General features: G+C 62.0%; 14 protein-coding genes. 4 read left to right on the top strand and 10 right to left on the bottom strand.

Going from position 1 to position 18,023, the window contains the following annotated elements:
* A partial coding sequence (locus tag HMPREF3048_RS11395) for an HNH endonuclease signature motif containing protein (protein WP_141758922.1) occupies positions 1-488 on the top strand: 488 nt, incomplete at its 5' end.
* A gap of 43 nt (positions 489-531) precedes the next feature.
* On the opposite strand, the gene HMPREF3048_RS11390 is transcribed toward HMPREF3048_RS11395, so the two are convergent.
* The 8 genes from HMPREF3048_RS11390 to HMPREF3048_RS11355 form a co-directional block, all read right to left on the bottom strand.
* A complete protein-coding gene (locus tag HMPREF3048_RS11390; protein WP_070422621.1) occupies positions 532-1,176 on the bottom strand; it encodes a 50S ribosomal protein L25/general stress protein Ctc in 645 nt (214 codons plus the stop codon).
* A 128-nt stretch (positions 1,177-1,304) separates the two neighbouring features.
* On the bottom strand, positions 1,305-2,639 hold the full coding sequence (locus tag HMPREF3048_RS11385) for an MFS transporter (protein WP_070772398.1): 1,335 nt from the start codon (positions 2,637-2,639) through the stop codon (positions 1,305-1,307).
* Positions 2,632-3,645 carry a histidinol-phosphate transaminase gene (gene hisC / locus HMPREF3048_RS11380; protein ID WP_070772409.1) on the bottom strand — a complete coding sequence of 338 codons (1,014 nt, stop codon included), beginning with the start codon at positions 3,643-3,645 and terminating at the stop codon, positions 2,632-2,634. The genes HMPREF3048_RS11385 and hisC overlap by 8 nt, the downstream gene beginning before the upstream one ends.
* Positions 3,646-3,653: 8 nt before the next feature.
* Entirely contained in the window at positions 3,654-4,994 is a 1,341-nt protein-coding gene (locus HMPREF3048_RS11375) for an amino acid permease (RefSeq protein WP_070772397.1), read from the bottom strand.
* A 3-nt stretch (positions 4,995-4,997) separates the two neighbouring features.
* Positions 4,998-5,444: a hotdog fold thioesterase gene (locus HMPREF3048_RS11370; protein ID WP_070422624.1), complete on the bottom strand. Its 447-nt coding sequence runs from the start codon at positions 5,442-5,444 to the stop codon at positions 4,998-5,000.
* A gap of 76 nt (positions 5,445-5,520) precedes the next feature.
* Positions 5,521-6,498 (bottom strand): ribose-phosphate diphosphokinase, encoded by a 978-nt coding sequence (locus HMPREF3048_RS11365; RefSeq protein WP_070570645.1) that lies wholly within the window; start codon positions 6,496-6,498, stop codon positions 5,521-5,523.
* Positions 6,499-6,508: 10 nt separating this feature from the next.
* Positions 6,509-7,948, bottom strand: a complete 1,440-nt coding sequence (gene glmU, locus HMPREF3048_RS11360) for a bifunctional UDP-N-acetylglucosamine diphosphorylase/glucosamine-1-phosphate N-acetyltransferase GlmU (protein ID WP_083279453.1) — start codon at positions 7,946-7,948, stop codon at positions 6,509-6,511.
* Between the two features lie 65 nt (positions 7,949-8,013).
* Positions 8,014-9,228 (bottom strand): MFS transporter, encoded by a 1,215-nt coding sequence (locus HMPREF3048_RS11355; RefSeq protein ID WP_070422626.1) that lies wholly within the window; start codon positions 9,226-9,228, stop codon positions 8,014-8,016.
* Positions 9,229-9,251: 23 nt separating this feature from the next.
* On the opposite strand from HMPREF3048_RS11355, the gene HMPREF3048_RS11350 reads away from it, so the two are divergent.
* The gene (locus tag HMPREF3048_RS11350; RefSeq protein ID WP_168167273.1) at positions 9,252-10,769 is read left to right on the top strand and encodes a multicopper oxidase family protein; all 1,518 of its coding nucleotides are present in this window, start codon (positions 9,252-9,254) and stop codon (positions 10,767-10,769) included.
* 93 nt (positions 10,770-10,862) lie between these two features.
* Here the strand turns inward: HMPREF3048_RS11350 and HMPREF3048_RS11345 are convergent, their stop codons facing one another.
* Entirely contained in the window at positions 10,863-12,449 is a 1,587-nt protein-coding gene (locus HMPREF3048_RS11345) for a hypothetical protein (RefSeq protein ID WP_141758921.1), read from the bottom strand.
* A 411-nt stretch (positions 12,450-12,860) separates the two neighbouring features.
* A complete protein-coding gene (locus HMPREF3048_RS11340; protein WP_168167357.1) occupies positions 12,861-13,475 on the bottom strand; it encodes a DUF3558 family protein in 615 nt (204 codons plus the stop codon).
* Positions 13,476-13,646: 171 nt separating this feature from the next.
* On the opposite strand from HMPREF3048_RS11340, the gene HMPREF3048_RS11335 reads away from it, so the two are divergent.
* Positions 13,647-14,315, top strand: a complete 669-nt coding sequence (locus tag HMPREF3048_RS11335; protein ID WP_070422629.1) for a TetR/AcrR family transcriptional regulator — start codon at positions 13,647-13,649, stop codon at positions 14,313-14,315.
* Positions 14,308-17,937: a transcription-repair coupling factor gene (gene mfd, locus HMPREF3048_RS11330; protein ID WP_070772391.1), complete on the top strand. Its 3,630-nt coding sequence runs from the start codon at positions 14,308-14,310 to the stop codon at positions 17,935-17,937. Before HMPREF3048_RS11335 ends, mfd begins: the two co-directional genes overlap by 8 nt.
* Positions 17,938-18,023 lie beyond the last annotated feature (86 nt).

The raw sequence follows: 18,023 nt of genomic DNA, 5'->3' as shown, positions 1-18,023 counted from the left end.
TGGTGCCGCTTCCCGAATGGACGCGTATCCAATCTGGTGGAGGCGATGAGGTCACGCTCACGCTGACTGATGGCACGACGATGACAGGTGCGGAGTTTCTCGCGCAGCAATTCGGCGACGAGCTGGAAGTCGCGGCGTTTCACCCGACCGAGGGTGCAGTCAACCTGTATCGCACGCAGCGGTTTGCAAATAGTAAGCAGCGCGCGTTGGCATCGATGATGTCGCCAACCTGTCCGGTGCCCGATTGTCGGCATGGGGCTGACAACTGCGAAATGCACCACATCCAAGCCTGGCGCCATGGCGGGGAGACCAACCTGGCCAACCTCGTGCCACTGTGTCGGTTCCATAACGGGCGCAACGACGATGACCCGCGTGAAAACCGCTACGGGCGAATACAGATCCGAGATGGGATACCGGTGTGGGTATCGCCGGGAGGGTCGGTCGTCGAGAAGCATCCGCCCGGAGCCATGCAACAACTCTTCACATAACGAAAAAGCCCGCCAAAAAAGCGGGCCAATCGTCGTGCCGAAATTACTCGGAAGCTTCCTCACCAGCCTCAGAAGACTCAGCGCCAGCCTCAGCGCCGCCCTCCTCAGCAGCCTCAGCCTCAGCCTCGAGGTCCTCATCAACCTGCTCGAAGGTGATGTTGACAAGCAAGTTCTCCGGATCGGTGATCAGCTCCGCACCCGCCGGCAGCTCGAGATCGCCAGCGGTGATCTGGTCGCCGATCTCCTTGCCCTCGATGGAAACGGTGATCTCGTCCGGGATAGACAGAGCGTCGATCTCGATCTCGACAACGTCGGCTTCCTGGAACACAACAGCGCCCGGAGCAGCCTCGCCCTCGGTGACAACCGGAACCTCGACGGTAACCTTCTCGCCACGCTTAATGCCGAACAGGTCAATGTGGTCGATCTCGAGGGTCAGAACGTTCTGGTCGACGTGCTTGACCATGGCGAGCAGCTTCTCACCGTCGAGCTCAAGCTCGACGATGGCGTTGGTGCCGTCGTTACGCACGATCGCGGTCATCTCAATGCGGTCAACCGCAAAGTGGATGTTCTCGATGCCCTTTTCGTACAGGACACCCGGGATCTTGCCATCGCGACGCAGACGACGTGCGGAGCCCTTGCCAAACTCCTCGCGACGCTCACCCTTGATAACGGTTGGGGTAATAGCCATGTTGTACTCCTTCGGTTGGAAGGGCCACAGGCTTTGCCTGCGACCACTTAACGGATTGTGCTCGTCGAGTGATCGCATAGTGGATCTTCATCGCGTCGATAACGGCCCGAAAGCCCTCGCCGAGACTGCTACAGGCTACCAGCCGACTTTTCCCACACAAAATGCCCCGCCGCCTGGGCGTCCTCATGATCATGTCCAAGCGGGATGCCGGTGCGATCACGCACAAGCAGCGTAACGACGAACCCCGTCAACGTCGCCGCCATCAAATACACCGTAATCGCCGCCGTACCACCAGTAGCCTCACGCAACGCAGCCGCAATCGTTGGAGCAAACGCACCACCAAGAATTGCACCCAACGCGTACGAAATCGACGCCCCGGACGCCCGGACCGAAGCCGGGAAAAGCTCCGCGTAGAAAGCGCCAATCTCGCCGTACGTCAGGCCCAGGCCAACGGTGAGGAAAATCAACGCCGCGGTGATCTTTGCAATCGAACCCGTATCGACGAGCGGGAACAACACCGCAACACCCGCCGCCTGAACCACAAACCCGATCGCAAGCGTGCGCTTACGCCCGATGTAGTCCGAGACCCACCCGGAGAACGCGGTAGTGAACAACCACACCGCAGCCGATGCAGTGACAGCCCAGAGAATGTCCCCGCGTGAAAGCCCAATGCCGGTGGGGTCGGTGACGTAGTTCTGGATGTAGCCGCCGGTTGTCATGTAACCGACGGCGCCGTTGGCGGCGAAGATCAGGGCGGCTGCGAGGACAACTCCCGCGTGAGATTTGAACAGGCCGCTGATGGGGCTGCGGGTGCCGGTCTCGCGCATCTCCTCGACGACGGGCGATTCTTCGACGCCGGTGCGGATCCACCAGCCGAGGAACGTCAGCGCGATGGACAGCAGGAAGGGAATGCGCCAGCCCCATTCGACGAAGGCGTCACCGGGGGCGACGGCGGTCATCAGGGCGAGCATGCCGGAGGACATGAGCAGGCCAGCGGGAACACCGACCTGGGGGCCGGCGCCGTAAAGGCCGCGTTTGTTCACAGGGGCATGTTCGACGGCGAGGAGGACTGCGGAGCCCCATTCGCCGCCGGCCGATGTGCCCTGCAGGATGCGCAGGAGAATCAGTGCGGCGGGGGCAAGCCAACCGATGGTGTCGTAGGTGGGCAGCAGGCCGATAAGCGTGGTGGCGGTGCCCATGGTGAACAGGGTGATCATGAGCACGCCGCGGCGCCCGAATCGGTCGGCGTAGTGGCCAGCAAGCACCGCACCGAGCGGGCGGAACAGGAAGGACAAGCCGACGGTGAGGAAGCTCACGATCGTCGCCGCAGCAGGTCCGAGGGGACCGAACATGGTCTGGTTAAACACCAAACCGGCGACGGCGGCGTAGAGGAAGTAGTCGTACCACTCGATGGCTGTGCCGATGGTGGTCGCCGCGATCACGCGGCGGCGCTCACTACGCACGGTCCCATGCTTTCAGGAAGGCGTCGGTTTCGGCTGAGTTGGTGACGGTGACGCGGATACCTTCCGGGAAAGAACGCACCAGCACGCCCTCTGCCGCTAGCCGGTCAGCTTTTTCACGCGGGAAATCCGGCAGCCAGATGAAGTTGGCTTGGGATTCGGGGAGGTTGAGTGCGGTGGTGAGGTGTTGGCGTTGGGTGATGGTGTCGTCGATACGCGTTTGCAGCTCGGAGGTGGCTTTGAGGGAGGCGAGGGCTGCGGTTTGGGCGACGGCGTTGACGGAGAAGGGGACGGCGACTTTGTTGAGGGCGCTGATGATGTCGGCGGGGCCGAAGGCGTAGCCGATGCGGGCGCCAGCGAGGCCGTAGGCTTTGGAGAAGGTGCGTAGGCCGACGACGTTGGGGTAGCGGGTGATGACGTCGGTGGCGATGGGGGTGTCGGTGGCGCGGTTGTATTCGAAGTAGGCCTCGTCGAGTGCGACGAGGATGTCGGATGGGACGGCGTCCATGAAGGTTTCGAACTCGGCGTTGGTGATGGTGGTGCCGGTTGGGTTGTTGGGGTTGCACACGAAGATGAGTTTCGTGCGTTCGGTAATCGCTGCGGCCATGGCGGTCAGGTCGAGGCGGTGCTCCGCGTCGAGTGGGATGGCGACGGGGGTTGCGCCGACGATGCGGGCGAAGATGGGGTAGGCCTCGAAACTGCGCCAGGGGAAGATGATTTCGTCGCCGGGCTGTGCGGTGATTGTCGCGAGTTGTTGGCACAGGGCGGAGGAGCCGGTGCCGACGGCGACCTGGTCGATGGTCACGCCGAGGTGTTCGGCAAGGGCGGTGCGGATGTCGGTGGCGCCCATGTCGGGGTAGCGGTTCATGGAGCCGAGGGTGTCGCGCATCGCCTCGAGTACGGAGGGCAGTGGGCCTTCGGCGCATTCGTTGGAGGAGAGTTTGATGGCGCTGTCGTTGCGGGCTCCCGGCACGTAGGCGGGGATGGTGTCGAGGTCTTTGCGGATCATGTTGCGGGTCATGCGTTGCTCCTGCGTTGCGTTGTCAACCAAATGAGGCCGAGGGCGAGGATCCAGCCGAAGAGTGTGGCTAGACCCATGCGGTAATCGGGAAGAATACCCATTAGTACGAGTACGAGGGCGAAAAATGCGATGCAGATCCAGTTCGCAACTGGGTAGAACGGGGCGGGGAATTTTGTGTTGCCGGCGTGTTTGCGGAAGTTCAGGTGGGATAGGCAGATGCCGGCCCAGGTGATCAATTCCGTGCCGACGATGATGGCGAGCAGGATGGCGAAGATTTTGCCTTCGAAGAAGTAGTTGAGGATGACGACGACGCCCATGAGGGTGGCGTCGAAAAGCAATGCTTTGGTGGGCAGACCTTTGTGGTTGGTTTCGGCGAGTGCGTGTGGGGCTTGGCCGTTGCGGGCGAGGTCGCGGAGCATGCGGGCGCCGGAGTAGGTCATGGTGTTGAGCACGGAGAAGACGGCGACGACGATGACGACGTTCAAGGCGGTCGCTGCGCCGGAGAACCCGACGCCGGTGAGTACGCGGATGAACGGGCTTTCGTTGGTGTCCTGCTCGTTCCACGGTGCGAGCAGCAGGATGGTGCCGATGCCGCCGAGGTAGAACACGAGGATGCGCCACACGACGGAGTTGACCGCGCGGGGAATTGCCTTTTCGGGGTCGTCAGCTTCGCCAGCGGCGGTGCCGATAGACATGATGCCGCCAAAGGTAAAGGTCACGGCGACGAGTGCGAAGAGGACGCCGGAGATGCCGTTTGGCATGAATCCGCCGTGGTCGGTGATGTGTTGCAGGCCGATGGCGGGTTCGGATCCGACGCCGAAGACAAGCGCGAGGCCGAGCACGATCATGAGGACGAGTGCTGCCACTTTGATCAGGGAAAGCCAGTATTCGGTGGTGGCGAACACGCGCACGTTGAGCACGTTGAGGACGACGACGAGCAGCAGCGAGACTAGCGCGGTGACCCAGTGGGGGATGTGGGGGAACCAGTAGTCCAGGAAGGTACCCATGGCGGTCAGTTCCAGCATGCCGACGACGACGGTGGTGAACCACCAGTTCCAGCCGGTGATAAATCCGGCTCCGCGGCCGATGAATTCGCGAGAGTATGCGGCAAAGGATCCGGAGACGGGGTGTTCGACGGCCATTTCGCCGAGCATGCGCATGAGGAAGTAAACGATGACGCCGACGATGGCGAAGGAGATCAAAACGGCGGGGCCGGCGTATTGGATGGAGCTGGCGGAGCCGAGGAAAAGTCCGGTGCCGATTGATGATCCGAAGGCGATCATCATGAGTTGGCGGCTTTTGACGCTTCGTTTGAGTCCTTGTTCTTGGAGGCTCATGGTTTAGTTTCCTGTCGGGGGACGTGAGGTGGTGCGGGAGAGTCCGCGGAATTCTGCGATGACGGTGTCGCCGTCGTAAAGGGTGACGTCGGACAGTCCGTTGCGGCCCCATTGGTGGTGTTCACGGGCGACGCCGCGGATGGTGCGGCCCATTTTCGCGGGTGCGAGGTAGATCATTTCGGATTGTGCGCTGACGGTGGGCTCGGTGCGACGCGAGTTGCAGGCGCCACCGAAGAGGGCGTCGGCGAAGGTGAACAGTACGCCGCCTTGGCAGACGCCGAATCCGTTTGCATGCCGCTTATCGACGACAAACTCGCCTTCCGCCACGCCTGGCTCTAACCGTGTGATGATGGCGCCCAGATACTCGAGGGTGGCGTCGCCGTCGTACATGGCTTTGGCGTGCTCAAGCTCTGGGGTGATTTCTACGGATTCGGCGTAGCGGTTGTACATGGAGATTGTGTCCTTTCCCTAAGCGTGAAGCCGGGGCAGCGGTGAAGCTGCCCCGGCTGTCGCGGTCAAGAGTGGTTTAGGCCTGGCCCTCGAAGAGGGTGGTCACGGAACCGTTTTCGAAGATTTCGCGGATGGTCTTTGCCAGCAGTGGTGCGATCGACAGCACGGTGAGGTTCTTCCAACCTTCGGTGTTTTGCGGCAGGGTGTCGGTGGTGATGACTTCCTCTGCGCCGCAGTCGCTGAGGCGCTTGCGTGCCGGGTCGGAGAAGACACCGTGGGTGCAGGCGATGACGACGGACTTCGCGCCGGCTTCCTTGAGCACGCCGACGGCGCCAGCGATGGTGCCGCCGGTGTCGATCATGTCGTCCATGAGGATGCAGTCCTTGCCCTCGACGTCGCCGACGACACGGTTGGAGACAACCTTGTTTGCGGCGTCGATGTCGCGGGTTTTGTGGACGAAGGCCATGGGGGCGTCGCCAAGCATGTTGGCCCACTTCTCAGCGGACTTCACTCGGCCGGCATCCGGGGAGACCACCACGAGGTTGTCCAGCGAGTACTTGGACTTGATGTAGTCCACCAGGATCGGCTGGGCGTGCATGTGGTCGACCGGGCCGTCGAAGAAGCCCTGGATCTGGTCGGTGTGCAGGTCGACGGAGACGATGCGGTCCGCGCCTGCTGCGGAGAGCAGGTCTGCGATGAGGCGGGCGGAGATCGGCTCGCGGCCGCGGTGCTTCTTGTCCTGGCGTGCGTACGGGTAGAACGGCAGGATCGCGGTGATGCGCTTCGCGGAGCCACGCTTGAGCGCGTCGATCATGATCAACTGCTCCATGAGCCACTTGTTCAGCGGCTGTGCGTGGGACTGCATGACAAAGCAGTCGGAGCCACGGACGGACTCTTCGAAGCGGATGAAGATTTCGCCGTTGGCGAAGTCACGGGCGGTGGTGGGCACGAGCTCGATGCCGAGTTCGTCTGCTACGGCCTCTGCCAGTTCCGGGTGCGCACGCCCGGTGAAGACCTTGAGGTTTTTGTGGCTTTCTGTGGAGTAACCAGTCATGTTTGAACCTTTACTTCTCGCGTGCTTTCTTTGCAGCTTCTGCCGCGTCGGATCCGGGGCGGCGCTTTTCTACCCAGCCCTCGATGTTGCGCTGGTGGCCCTCCTTGATGGCGAGCGCGCCGGCTGGAACATCTTCCGTGACTACTGTACCCGCGCCGGTATACGCGCCATCACCGATATTGACCGGTGCGACAAACATGGTGTCTGAGCCGGTACGGCAGTAGTCGCCGATGGTGGTGTGGTGCTTGTTCACTCCGTCGTAGTTAGCGAAAACGCTGGAGGCGCCGATGTTGGAGTGCTTGCCTACGGTGGCGTCGCCGATGTAGGTCAGGTGGGGCACCTTGGAGCCTTCGCCGATCTTGGCGTTTTTGGATTCGACGAAGCCGCCGAGTTTGCCGCGGGCGCCGAGTTCGGTGCCGGGGCGGATGTAGGTGAAGGGGCCGACGGTGGCTTCTTCACCGATGACGCCGAGTTCGCCTTGGGTGCGTACGACGGTGGCGCGGGCGCCGACTTCCATGTCGGTCAGGGTGGTGTCGGGGCCGATTTCGGCGCCGTCTCCGATGACGGTGGAGCCCCACAGTTGGGTGTTGGGGTGGATGATGACGTCGCGGCCGATTTCTACCTCGACGCCGATCCAGGTGGTGGCCGGGTCGATGACGGTTGCGCCGTTGCGCATGGCGCGCTCGACGAGGCGGCGGTTGAGTTCTTTGCCTGCTTCGGCGAGTTGGACGCGGTCGTTGACACCGGCGAGTTCGCGGGCATCAGGTGCGATGAAGGCGGAGACTTTGCGGCCGTCGTTGCGGGCGATGCCGAGGACGTCGGTGATGTAGAACTCGCCTTGGGCGTTGTCTGGGGTGACGCGCGCGAGGGCGTCGCGAAGCACGGTGGCGTCGAAGGCGAAGACACCGGAGTTGACTTCGTGGACCTTGCGTTGTTCGTCGGTGGCGTCTTTTTCTTCGACGATTTCGAGCACGTCGCCAGCTTCGCCGCGGATGATGCGGCCGTAGCCGGTGGGGTTGTCGAATTCGAGGGAGAGCACGGTCACAGCGGCATGCTCGGACTCATGCTTTTCGACGAGCGCCTGCAACGTCTCCGGCGTCAGCAACGGCACGTCGCCATTGGTGACCACGACGGTGCCGTCGAAATCCGGAATTGCCGACAGGCCGACCTGCACTGCGTGGCCGGTGCCGTTTTGCTCCTCCTGGATCGCCTGGCGGATCTCCACGTGCATCTGCTCGGCGATGTGCTCCACGGCTGGGGCGACCTGGTCGCGCTGGTGGCCGACCACAGCAACGAGGTAGGTCGGTTCCACACCGGCTGCGGCGTGCAGCGAATGGGAGAGCAGGCTGCGCCCGCCGATTTCGTGCAGCGTCTTTTGGCGGTCGGACTTCATGCGGGTTCCCGCGCCGGCCGCGAGCACGACAACGGCGCGATCGGAGTGGTTAGGCACTCGATTACTCCTTGGGGGTGGACGTTTTGAGATCGGCCCCAAGCATAACGCCTATGGGCTCTGGCCTACTTGTTTGCCGAGACTTCCTTCAGGTTCGCGGCACCAAACACACCGGCGTAACCAACAACAGCCAGGAAGATCAGCGCTGCCTGCGGGCCGAGCAGCACAACCGCCGAGGAGATTGCGCCGACAACGAGCAGGACGATGCCCATGACGGTGTTGGCGGCACCCGTGATCATGGTGCGCCTATCGCCGTCGGCCATGTCTACCAGGTAGGTCTTGCGGCTGACCCGCACTGCGGTGTGGGCGAGGTTGACCAGGAAGAAGCCTAGGGGCATGACCCAGGCGTTGATGGTGTCGTCGACAAGCTGTGCGCTGGCAACGAGCAGGATGAGCACAGTGGACGCGAAACCTGCAGCCCACGCCATCGTGCGTTTCGACGACCTGTCCGACAACCGGCCCGAAACCCGCCCGCCAAGCAGTGACGCGCCGCCGGAGGCGACGATGAACGCGCCAAGGCCTGTGAGGTCGGCGCCTTCGCGGCTGCCCAACACGACGATAAACGGGGTGGAAAGCGCGGTGACCAGCATGAGCGAGCGCACGATGAGGAATCGTTGCAGGTCGCGGTCGGAGGTGACCAGCTTCCACATGTCGTGGAAGCCTTGGCCGTTGGAGGTGTCGGTGTCGGGAGTGGGCTCGTCGATACGCATGAACACGAGCGAAGCGAGCGCCCACATCGACGCACCGCCGGCGAGCAGCGCGGCGAGTGACCACTGCGGAAGTTCGTTGGGGATAAACGACAGTGCGAGACCGATCGCGAGAGTGAAACCGCCGGCGAGCGCGGTGGCGCGACCGGTGATGTCGCCGCGGTGGCCTTTGGAAATCGTGCGGCCCTGGACATCTTTGCCTGCGATGGAGCAGATGGAGCGAAACACCGCGTGCACCGCAAGCAGGACAATGACTGCGATGCCGAGCGCACTTCCCTCGAGCAACAGCGCGCTAAGCGCAATGCCGGCAGAGGCCAGCGCTTGGCCCCACGAGCCGATCAACCAGACTCGTTTGCGCGAGCTTTGCGACGTCACCCACGGGCTCAAAAACGCCTGCGGCAGCATCGAGCCTGACTCGCGAATTGGCACGAGAAACGACGTGAACGCCGCCGGCACCCCAGCAGCATTGAACAGCCACGGCAGCACCGTTTTCGGGGCGACTACCTGATCGCCAATGTTTTGTAAGCCGTTCGACCAGATGAACCGGCGGGCATTCGCTTCCTCGTTACGCATATATCGGGATAGTAGGATCATTCATGGTTTTCGGCGAGTTTTTGGAGGACGTAATGGCTTTTTCTCGACGCACATTTTTTAAAGGGACCGTTTTCGCCGTTGCAGTCGCAGCCACGGGTGCTGCATTGGCTGGGTGCTCGACATCAAACCAGCCCACCCCGCGTGGTGCCGACGCCGAAGCACGCCCGCTGCCTATCCCGCCGCTGTACGAAGGCACACTCGACGGCAACGTGCGCCGCTTCGAACTGACCGCCCAGGAAGGCGAATCCGAAATCATCCCCGGTGTCATGACCAAGACTTGGGGCTTCAACGGGCCGTTCTTGGGCCCAACGCTGTACATGCGGCGCGGCGAACGCATTGAAATGACCGTGCACAACAACGTGCCGGAGCCGACCGTTGTGCACTGGCACGGCCTGCACCTGCCGGCCGCTGCGGACGGGGGACCGGCGCTGATGTTTGACCCGGGTGAGTCTTGGTCGCCGTCGTGGACCGTCGATCAGCCCGCCGCGACCTGCTGGTACCACCCGCACCCGCACGAGATATCCGCGGTGCACGCCTACCGCGGCCTTGCCGGCGGTCTGATTGTCGACGACGACACCACCGCCATCCCCGGCCTGCCCGCCGACTACGGCGTCGACGACATCCCTGTGATCCTGACTAACGCCCAGTTCACCGAAGACGGCCAGCTCGACGAGGACCACGGTTGGGTCGGCGACACCGTGGTGGTCAACGGCATCACCAAACCGCGTTTCGAGGCCACAACCCGCCGCGTGCGTCTCCGCGTGCTCAACGGTTCCGTGTTGCGCTTCCACCACCTGACACTGGGCGTGCCGTTCAAGATCGTCGCCACGGACCAGGGGTTCCTCGATTCCCCGGTGGAGGTCGACGGCGTGCTGCTTACCCCGGGCGAGCGCGTGGAAATCGTGGTGGACCTGGAGCCGGGCAAGGACCTGATGTTGCGTAGCGATGGACTCCCGGATCTTGGCGGCCTGCCGGATAAGGAAACGGCGGACATGTTCGGCGCCCGCGACACCTTCGACCTGTTGGAGATCGCCGCCCCGCCAGAAGATGCGCCGGCTTCGCCCGCGTTGTCGGAAACGTTGGTGCCGTTGGACGTGCCGTCGTCGGCAAGTGTGGAGCGCGAGTTCCGACTCAATGGCATTGAGATCAATGGCCAAACGATGGACATGTCGCGCGTCGACTTTGTCGTCGACCACGACGGGCCTGAGATCTGGCGCGTGACCAACGAAAACGAGGATATGCTGCACAACTTCCATATCCACAACGCACGCTTCGCCGTGCAAAGTGTTGAGGGTGGGGAAGTGGAGTTCACTGCCGGCTGGCACGACACCATCGACGTGCCACCGCTTTCCACGGTGACGTTGCTTGTGGAGATCGCGTATCACCCCGACCCCACCTTGGCCTACATGTATCACTGCCACATGCTCAACCACGAAGACCAGGGCATGATGGGCCAATTTGTCATCGTTGAGCCTGGCCAAGAACCGGACCTTGCACTCCCGCACGGCCACGAGCATTAGATTGCTTCTCGACGACCCCACGCCCCGGCGCGAATCCCACCGGGGCGTGGTTTTGTTTCGGGTTGCTGTTTCGAGCGTTGCCGCTCGCGGTGACTATCGGCGCACGTTGTAGCCGATGACTTCCGGCAGCAATAGTGGGGCGTCGCCGAGCAGTGCCTTGAGGTTGCCGTCGCGCTCGACCGCGCTGGTAACTGTCTTGACCTTGGCGGCGGCCTTGTCGGATGCGCGACCGTTTTGGTTGCGCCCGGCCATCATCGGTTGCCCGGCAATGACACCACCGCCGCGGTGTGCGCCTGCCGCATTGTTCGCGGAGTGCGCACCGTTTGTGGCGTGGGCGCCGTGGGCACTGTGGGCACCGTGTGCACCGTTAGCTGTGCCGGAGCCTGTTGGCGCGTGCCCTGTCGAGCCGTGCGGGGTAGCACCGTGAGCACCCTGCGAACCGGCGCCGAAACCGGTACTTGGACCGACACCAGCACCGGCGCTCACGCCGCCGCCCGTGCTGAAACCCGGACGACCGGCGTGCATGCCGCCACCTGCGTACATGCCAGCCCCTGCTCCGGCGCCTCGGCCAGTGCCGATGCCATTTCCAGCTCCACGGCCGCTTACAGCCTGGGAAGCAGGGGAGCCCCCGCGGGAACCGCCAGGCACTCCAACCCCGGTGCCTGCGCCCATCTGGTTTCCACGAGCAGCGTGCCTTCCAGTGCCTGCAGCGTTGCTGGGCCCACCAGCTATTGGAGCGAATCCACCCGCGCCGCTATTGGTGCCGGCGGATGCCCCGCCCGAGTTCGCCCCACGTGTGGTTGCAGGGGTGATAGCACCGGTGAACGCTGGGCTGTGCGCACCTGGGTGCGCGCCAGCAGAGATCGCACCTGGGGTCGGAGCCATCGCATTTGTGCTTGGCGGTGCCAGCACTGCCGACGCAGCCTGCGTAGGCGTAGCACCTGCCGGAATGGAATCAAGCACGTTTGGCGAGGGCCGCCCCATGTTCTGCAGAACCTCTGACGGTGTTTTCGCGTTTGCGATATCCCCGTAGCCACGGTTGATCAGCGCATTCTGGATTGGTTCCGGCAACTCTGCTGGTTCAAATGCGGGCGCTGCTGGCGAGGGAATGCTATCGACGCTGTAGGAGTCGCCAGACATCTCCTTCAACTCCGGAAGCAGACGGTTAAACGTCGGGATCGCAGCGACCAAGTTTGATGTCATTCGTGCCGGAAAGTTGAGCAAGTACGCCTGCTCGATCGCAAGCTTTTCTTCCGGCGACGGTGCAGCGTCATATGCCATCACGGTGCTGGATGCGATGAGTTTTTCGGCGTCTGCGGCGTCGGCAAGCATTGCGGTGTGCGCTGCGAGGGAGCGCGAGTTAGCCACGTATTCCATACCTGCGTTCTGGACCTGTGTGATGGTGCGCATCGCGTTGTGAATCCAGGATGTCTCTGCCGACGAGCTCAACGCGTGCTGAACTTCGTTGAGTTCCTCCATCGCATCGGCGATCAGCTCCGCATTTGAGTTCCAGAACTCGGAAGCAGACATCGCACGAGAGGTGTCGGTCTCCAACAACTTGGCGTGCAAGGCGTGCAGCGACGAATCACCAGTCGCGACTGCCGCCGGGTTTGCAAACGTGTTGGTTTTCGGATCGACCGAACGCGATTTCTGCAGGAGCTCAATCAGTTGTGGCTGCACCTGGTTAACGCGTCCTTCAAACACCGGACCGAGCGACGCCAACGCACCGGACAGCGAATCATCTGTCCGCAGTGTGTTGTTCAGCGCTGTTTCAAGAATGTTCGCCGTACCCAGAAGGTAGGTTGCGACCGCTTGATTTGCTTCTGGTGCGTTTACATCCCCGATTGGGCTCAGAGTACGCCCTGCATCTGCGAGGCCACTGACCTGCGAGAAAGAAGAAAGCGGATTGCTTGCAAATCCGATGTTTGTACCGAGACTGCTAGCAATTCCCCTTAGCTGGCTAATCGCAGATTCTGCTTGAGCTATGTCGAGTTTTATGATCATTTTTCCCCCAAAAAGTTGTTGCTTATTCTCAAAGATAAATGAGAAAGAAGCGGATGAAAAGAGTTTGTCCACTTTAGTGGACAATTGTTAATGAAATGCCTGGTAAAGGCTCTCCAGTGCGTTAATTGCGCGGTCGCAATTCTGTTTACGATCGCCAAACCCTTCAATCCCGGCGACGATTGTTGTTATTGCTCCTCGAACAGTGTCAATCTGTGCGTAACAACTAGGGCCGATGCCACTCAATGGACCGAAGGTATAAAGCGTCGGTAGGACTTCAGATTTGTAATCGAACAATTCCACTTGCTCTGCAACAACTCTGCGATTCGCGTTGCTGCTCATAAACGCTGGAGGAAACAGCTCATCGCCGTTTTGGCTGTCGCAAGCACTCATTCCGCGAGCGAATGCCGCATATTTCTCCGGAAGCGGCTCCACATCCTCAAACCCCGCAGCGGCGAATTCTTCCTGCGTGATTTCCGTGCAGGGATCGAAGATGTCGTCGCCGATTGTGTACGGGTCGAAGTCGCCGATTTCTAGCACGCCGCTTTTGAACACGAATGCCTGTGCTTGAGGCTTATCCTCCGCGAATTCGGGTGGTGTGCCGGATTCGATGTTGGGCGTGGTGTCGTCGTTAAGCGGTTGCTCTGTAGTGCACCCCGAGAGCATCACGCATAGAGCTGTAGAAAGTATTGCGAATCGTTTCATTTCCCCTCCCCATATGAAAAAGCTTCCCCACCAGGACTCGAACCTAGAATGACGGTACCAAAAACCGTAGTGTTGCCGATTACACCATGGGGAATAGCATCGCTGATTGTAGACCACATCCCGTGGCAACCAAAGATGGGGTGTGTCGGAGAGGGATCTAGAGTGGAACATATGGCTCGTAGGCGAATGACTGCACCCCAGCGTAGGGAACAATTATTAGGCGTTGGGCGCGCTGCTTTTGCTGAGCGCGGATACGACGGGATCTCCATGGAGGAGATTGCAGCCCGCGCCGGGGTGACCAAGCCGGTGGTGTATGAGCACTTTGGGGGCAAAGAGGGGTTGTACCAGGCAGTTATTCGTCGGGAGATGGTCCGCCTGGAGGAGACGATTATGGGGTCTATCCAGGAGGGGCGCTGGCGCGATCGCATTGAGCGTGGTGTGTTGGCGTTGCTGACGTACGTGGAGGATGACACCGACGGGTTTGTCATCCTTGCGCATGGTCAGTTGCCGGGGGAGGGGCGGACGTATTCGACGATTCTTAACCGTGTGACCGCTGAGGTTTCCCACTTGCTGGCGGAGGCGTTTAAGCACCGTGGATTAGATGAGGCGATGGCCGGGTTGTACGGTCAGGCGCTGGTTGGCACGGTGTCTAATTCTGCGCTGTGGTGGCTGGACCAGCGTGAGCCAGACAAGCATATTGTGGCGGCGCACATCTCTAACCTGTGTTGGAATGGGTTGCGGGGGATGGAGGCCAAGCCGCATATTGCTGGTGAAGATGTCGCTGGAGATGAGCGCGCTGTGGATCGCGAAGCGAACGAAGAGGAAGCATTGCATGACTGATAACACCCCGCCCGTGCTTGGTGGGCTGCTCACCCAGGCGTTGACGGACCCGAAGTTGAAGGGTTTGGTGACGCATGTGGGGGAAGATTCGCTGCATATTACCGGCATTGACCAGGCACGTTCCTGGACTGCTGGTGCGATCGCGCGTGAGACCCCGGTGCTGTTGGTGACGGCGACGGGGCACGAGGCGGAAGACCTCACGGCGGAGCTCAAGGCAATGCTTGGCGACGACAAGGTCGCCCAATTCCCCGCCTACGAGACGTTGCCCCATGAGCGCTTGTCGCCAGCTGCGGACATTGTTGGCCGCCGTGCGAAGGTGTTGTGGGATATGCCGCGTGTCATCGTGGCTGCGGCGCGCGCCGTGTGCCAGCCGGTTTTGCCTGCGATTGAGCCGATTCGGGTGGCGGTGGACCAGGAAGCCGACTTTGAGGACCTGACGCAGCAGTTGGTGCATTTCGCCTACAACCACGTGGATATGGTTGCGGGCCGTGGCGAGTTTGCTACCCGTGGCGGCATCATTGACGTTTTCCCCACCACTGCCCAGAACCCTGTGCGTATCGAGTTCTGGGGTGACGAAGTCACCGACATCCGTTCCTTTGCGGTTGCGGATCAGCGCACCATCGAAGAGGTTGGTGCCGTCGAACTGTTTCCAGCAAGGCAGTTGCTTATCGACGACACCGTGGCCGCCAAAGCCGACGACCTGGCCCGCAAATTCCCGTCGAACCCCACCTTGTCGTCGCTGCTTGCACGCATTTCCGAAAAGCAGCCGGCGGAGGGCATGGAGGCGATCATCCCGGCGCTGACCGATAAGAAATATTCGGTGCTGCCGGAACTGATGCCCGCTGGTTCGGTGGTGTTGGTGACCAACCCGGAGAAGGTTCGCGCTCGCATTGCCGACTTGGAAGCGACCGACCGCGAGTTCCTCGAGGCCGGCTGGGAGGCCGCCGCGATGGGCGCCGAAGGTCCGGTGGCGGTGGAAGGCCTGGACGTTTCTGCCTCGTCGTACCGTTCGTTCGAGTCTCTGGAGGTCTCCGCGTCGAAGGCCGGAAACGCCTGGTGGACCTTTGCGCCTCCTGGCATGTTTGCCGCGGATGACGCGTCGACGCTGCCTCTCGAGTTCGAGGCAGCACCCGCGCCGAAGGGCGATCCGAAGCAGATCGAGCAGCTCTACGCCACGCTGAAACTGCACGTGACGCAAAACCACGGCAAGGCCGCCTATGTCGCTCCGGCCAAAGGTGCGATCGACCGCATGGCGGAGCGCCTGCGCGAGCACGGCGTGTCCGCACGAGTGGCCACACCGGGGCTCGAGCCCGTCGATGGTGCAGTTACGCTCTACCAGGCGTTATCGCACGCAGGCCTCGTTTTCGGCGGGCCGAACTTGGTCGTTGTTACTGAAACGGACCTGACCGGCAACCGCGTCGGCGACATCGCCGGCGCTAAGCGACGCGCCCCGCGCCGCCGCAACCGCGTCGACCCGTTGGCTTTGCAGCCGGGTGACTTCGTGGTGCATGACACCCACGGCATCGGCAAGTTTGTGAAGATGGCGGAGCGCACTATCAAGGCTGGCGATGAGGCGTCGCGGCGCGAATACATCGTGCTCGAGTACCAGCCCGCCAAGCGCGGACAGCCCGGCGACCAACTCTGGGTGCCCATGGAGTCGCTGGACCTGCTGAGTAAGTACACCGGTGGCGAGAAGCCGTCGCTAAGCAAGATGGGCGGCTCGGACTGGAAGTCCACCAAGCGCAAGGCGCGCGCCGCCGTGCGCGAGATCGCCGGCGAGTTGGTGGAGCTCTACGCCAAGCGCCAAGCCGCGCCGGGCCACGCGTTCGCACCGGATACCCCGTGGCAGCTTGAGATGGAAGATGCCTTCCCGTTCGTAGAGACGGAAGACCAGCTCAACGCCATCGAAGCGGTCAAGGAAGACATGGAAAAGCCCACGCCGATGGACCGCGTGATCGTGGGCGATGTGGGCTTCGGCAAAACCGAGGTGGCCGTGCGTGCCGCGTTTAAGGCAGTGCAGGACGGTAAACAGGTCGCGGTGCTGGTGCCGACGACACTGCTTGCCCAGCAGCATTACTCCACCTTCACGCAGCGCATGGATGGTTTTGGGGTGGAGGTCCGCGAGCTGTCGCGTTTCACCTCTACCGCGGATTCGAAGAAGATCCTCGCAGGTCTTGCGGACGGTTCCGTAGACATCGTCATTGGTACCCACCGACTGCTGCAGACGGGCGTGCAGTGGAAGAACCTCGGCCTGATCATCGTGGACGAGGAGCAGCGCTTCGGTGTCGAGCACAAGGAACACATCAAGGCGCTGAAGTCGCACGTTGACGTGCTCACCATGACTGCAACGCCGATTCCGCGCACGCTTGAGATGTCGCTGACCGGCATCCGCGAAATGACCTCGATTACCACCGCGCCGGAGGATCGTCACCCGGTGCTCACGTATGTCGGTCCGCAGGAGGATAAGCAGGTGGCGGCGGCGATTCGTCGAGAATTGCTTCGCGACGGCCAAGTCTTCTACATCCACAACAAAGTCTCCGACATCGAAAAAACTGCCCGCCAACTGCGCGAACTCGTGCCCGAGGCCCGCGTCGTTGTCGCCCACGGCCAGATGAGCGAGCAGGTGCTCGAGCAGACCGTACAGGGTTTTTGGAACCGCGAATACGACGTCATGGTGTGCACCACGATCGTGGAGACCGGCCTGGACATCGCCAACGCCAACACCCTGATCGTGGAAAACGCCCAGAACATGGGCCTGAGCCAGTTGCACCAGCTGCGCGGCCGTGTGGGTCGTTCCCGCGAGCGTGCCTACGCGTACTTCCTGTACCCGAAGGACAAGACACTCACCGAGACCTCCTACGACCGCCTGGCCACCATCGCCCAAAACAACGACCTGGGCGCCGGCATGGCCGTGGCGCAAAAGGACCTGGAGATGCGCGGCGCCGGCAACGTGCTCGGCGCGGAACAGTCCGGCCACATCGCCGGCGTGGGCTTCGACATGTACGTCCGCTTGGTCAGCGAGGCCGTGGAAACCTTCAAGGGCCTCATGAGCGGCAAACCCATCGACGCCACCGACAAAGGCCCGAAGGAAATCCGCGTCGACCTGCCCGTGGACGCACACATTCCGGAGACCTACATCAACTCCGAGCGCCTGCGCCTAGAGGTGTACCGCAAGCTCGCAGAAGCGCGTGACGACGACGCCCTGACCGCCGCAGCCGACGACATGATCGACCGCTTCGGCACCTTGCCAATTGAGGTCGAGCGGCTCATGGCCGTAGCCCGACTGCGCAACCAGGCCCGTGCAGTTGGCGTTTCCGAGATCCTGACCCAGGGAACCCGCATCAAACTCCACCCAGTCGAGTTGCCTGACTCCAAGCAGGTGCGCCTGAAGCGCTTGTACCCGGGGGCGAACTTCCGGGCTGCGGCAAAGGCGCTGCAGGTGCCGATGCCCAAGGAAGGCGGGGCAAAGCGGGCACTCAACGCCCCAAACCTGCGCGATATGGAATTGCTGCAGTGGGTCGCCGACTTCATGACCGACGTCCTCGACGCCCCCAAGATCGCCGTGGCGGGATCGGCTGCGGAGGCGGCACCGAAGAAGAAGGTGTTCTCGGTCAGCGAGTAGGCGCTACCGCGTCAGTGATCCCCCTTCAGACGAAGAAGGACGCTCGGACCGATCGTCTAGCTCTGTGTTTGTGGAACCAGACGATG

The organism is Corynebacterium sp. HMSC075D04 (genome assembly GCF_001815635.1).
In the GTDB taxonomy this organism is placed as follows: domain Bacteria; phylum Actinomycetota; class Actinomycetes; order Mycobacteriales; family Mycobacteriaceae; genus Corynebacterium; species Corynebacterium coyleae.
This window is presented reverse-complemented; position numbering and strand designations above follow the sequence as displayed.

Excerpts from the sequence above, each read along its gene's own strand:
- mfd (WP_070772391.1), top strand. The coding sequence starts at position 14,308 with ATGACTGATAACACCCCGCCCGTGCTTGGTGGGCTGCTCACCCAGGCG.
- HMPREF3048_RS11350 (WP_168167273.1), top strand. The coding sequence starts at position 9,252 with ATGGTTTTCGGCGAGTTTTTGGAGGACGTAATGGCTTTTTCTCGACGC.
- hisC (WP_070772409.1), bottom strand. The coding sequence starts at position 3,645 with ATGATCCGCAAAGACCTCGACACCATCCCCGCCTACGTGCCGGGAGCC.
- HMPREF3048_RS11340 (WP_168167357.1), bottom strand. The coding sequence starts at position 13,475 with ATGAAACGATTCGCAATACTTTCTACAGCTCTATGCGTGATGCTCTCG.
- HMPREF3048_RS11335 (WP_070422629.1), top strand. The coding sequence starts at position 13,647 with ATGGCTCGTAGGCGAATGACTGCACCCCAGCGTAGGGAACAATTATTA.
- HMPREF3048_RS11370 (WP_070422624.1), bottom strand. The coding sequence starts at position 5,444 with ATGTACAACCGCTACGCCGAATCCGTAGAAATCACCCCAGAGCTTGAG.
- HMPREF3048_RS11375 (WP_070772397.1), bottom strand. The coding sequence starts at position 4,994 with ATGAGCCTCCAAGAACAAGGACTCAAACGAAGCGTCAAAAGCCGCCAA.
- HMPREF3048_RS11390 (WP_070422621.1), bottom strand. The coding sequence starts at position 1,176 with ATGGCTATTACCCCAACCGTTATCAAGGGTGAGCGTCGCGAGGAGTTT.
- HMPREF3048_RS11365 (WP_070570645.1), bottom strand. The coding sequence starts at position 6,498 with ATGACTGGTTACTCCACAGAAAGCCACAAAAACCTCAAGGTCTTCACC.
- HMPREF3048_RS11355 (WP_070422626.1), bottom strand. The coding sequence starts at position 9,228 with ATGCGTAACGAGGAAGCGAATGCCCGCCGGTTCATCTGGTCGAACGGC.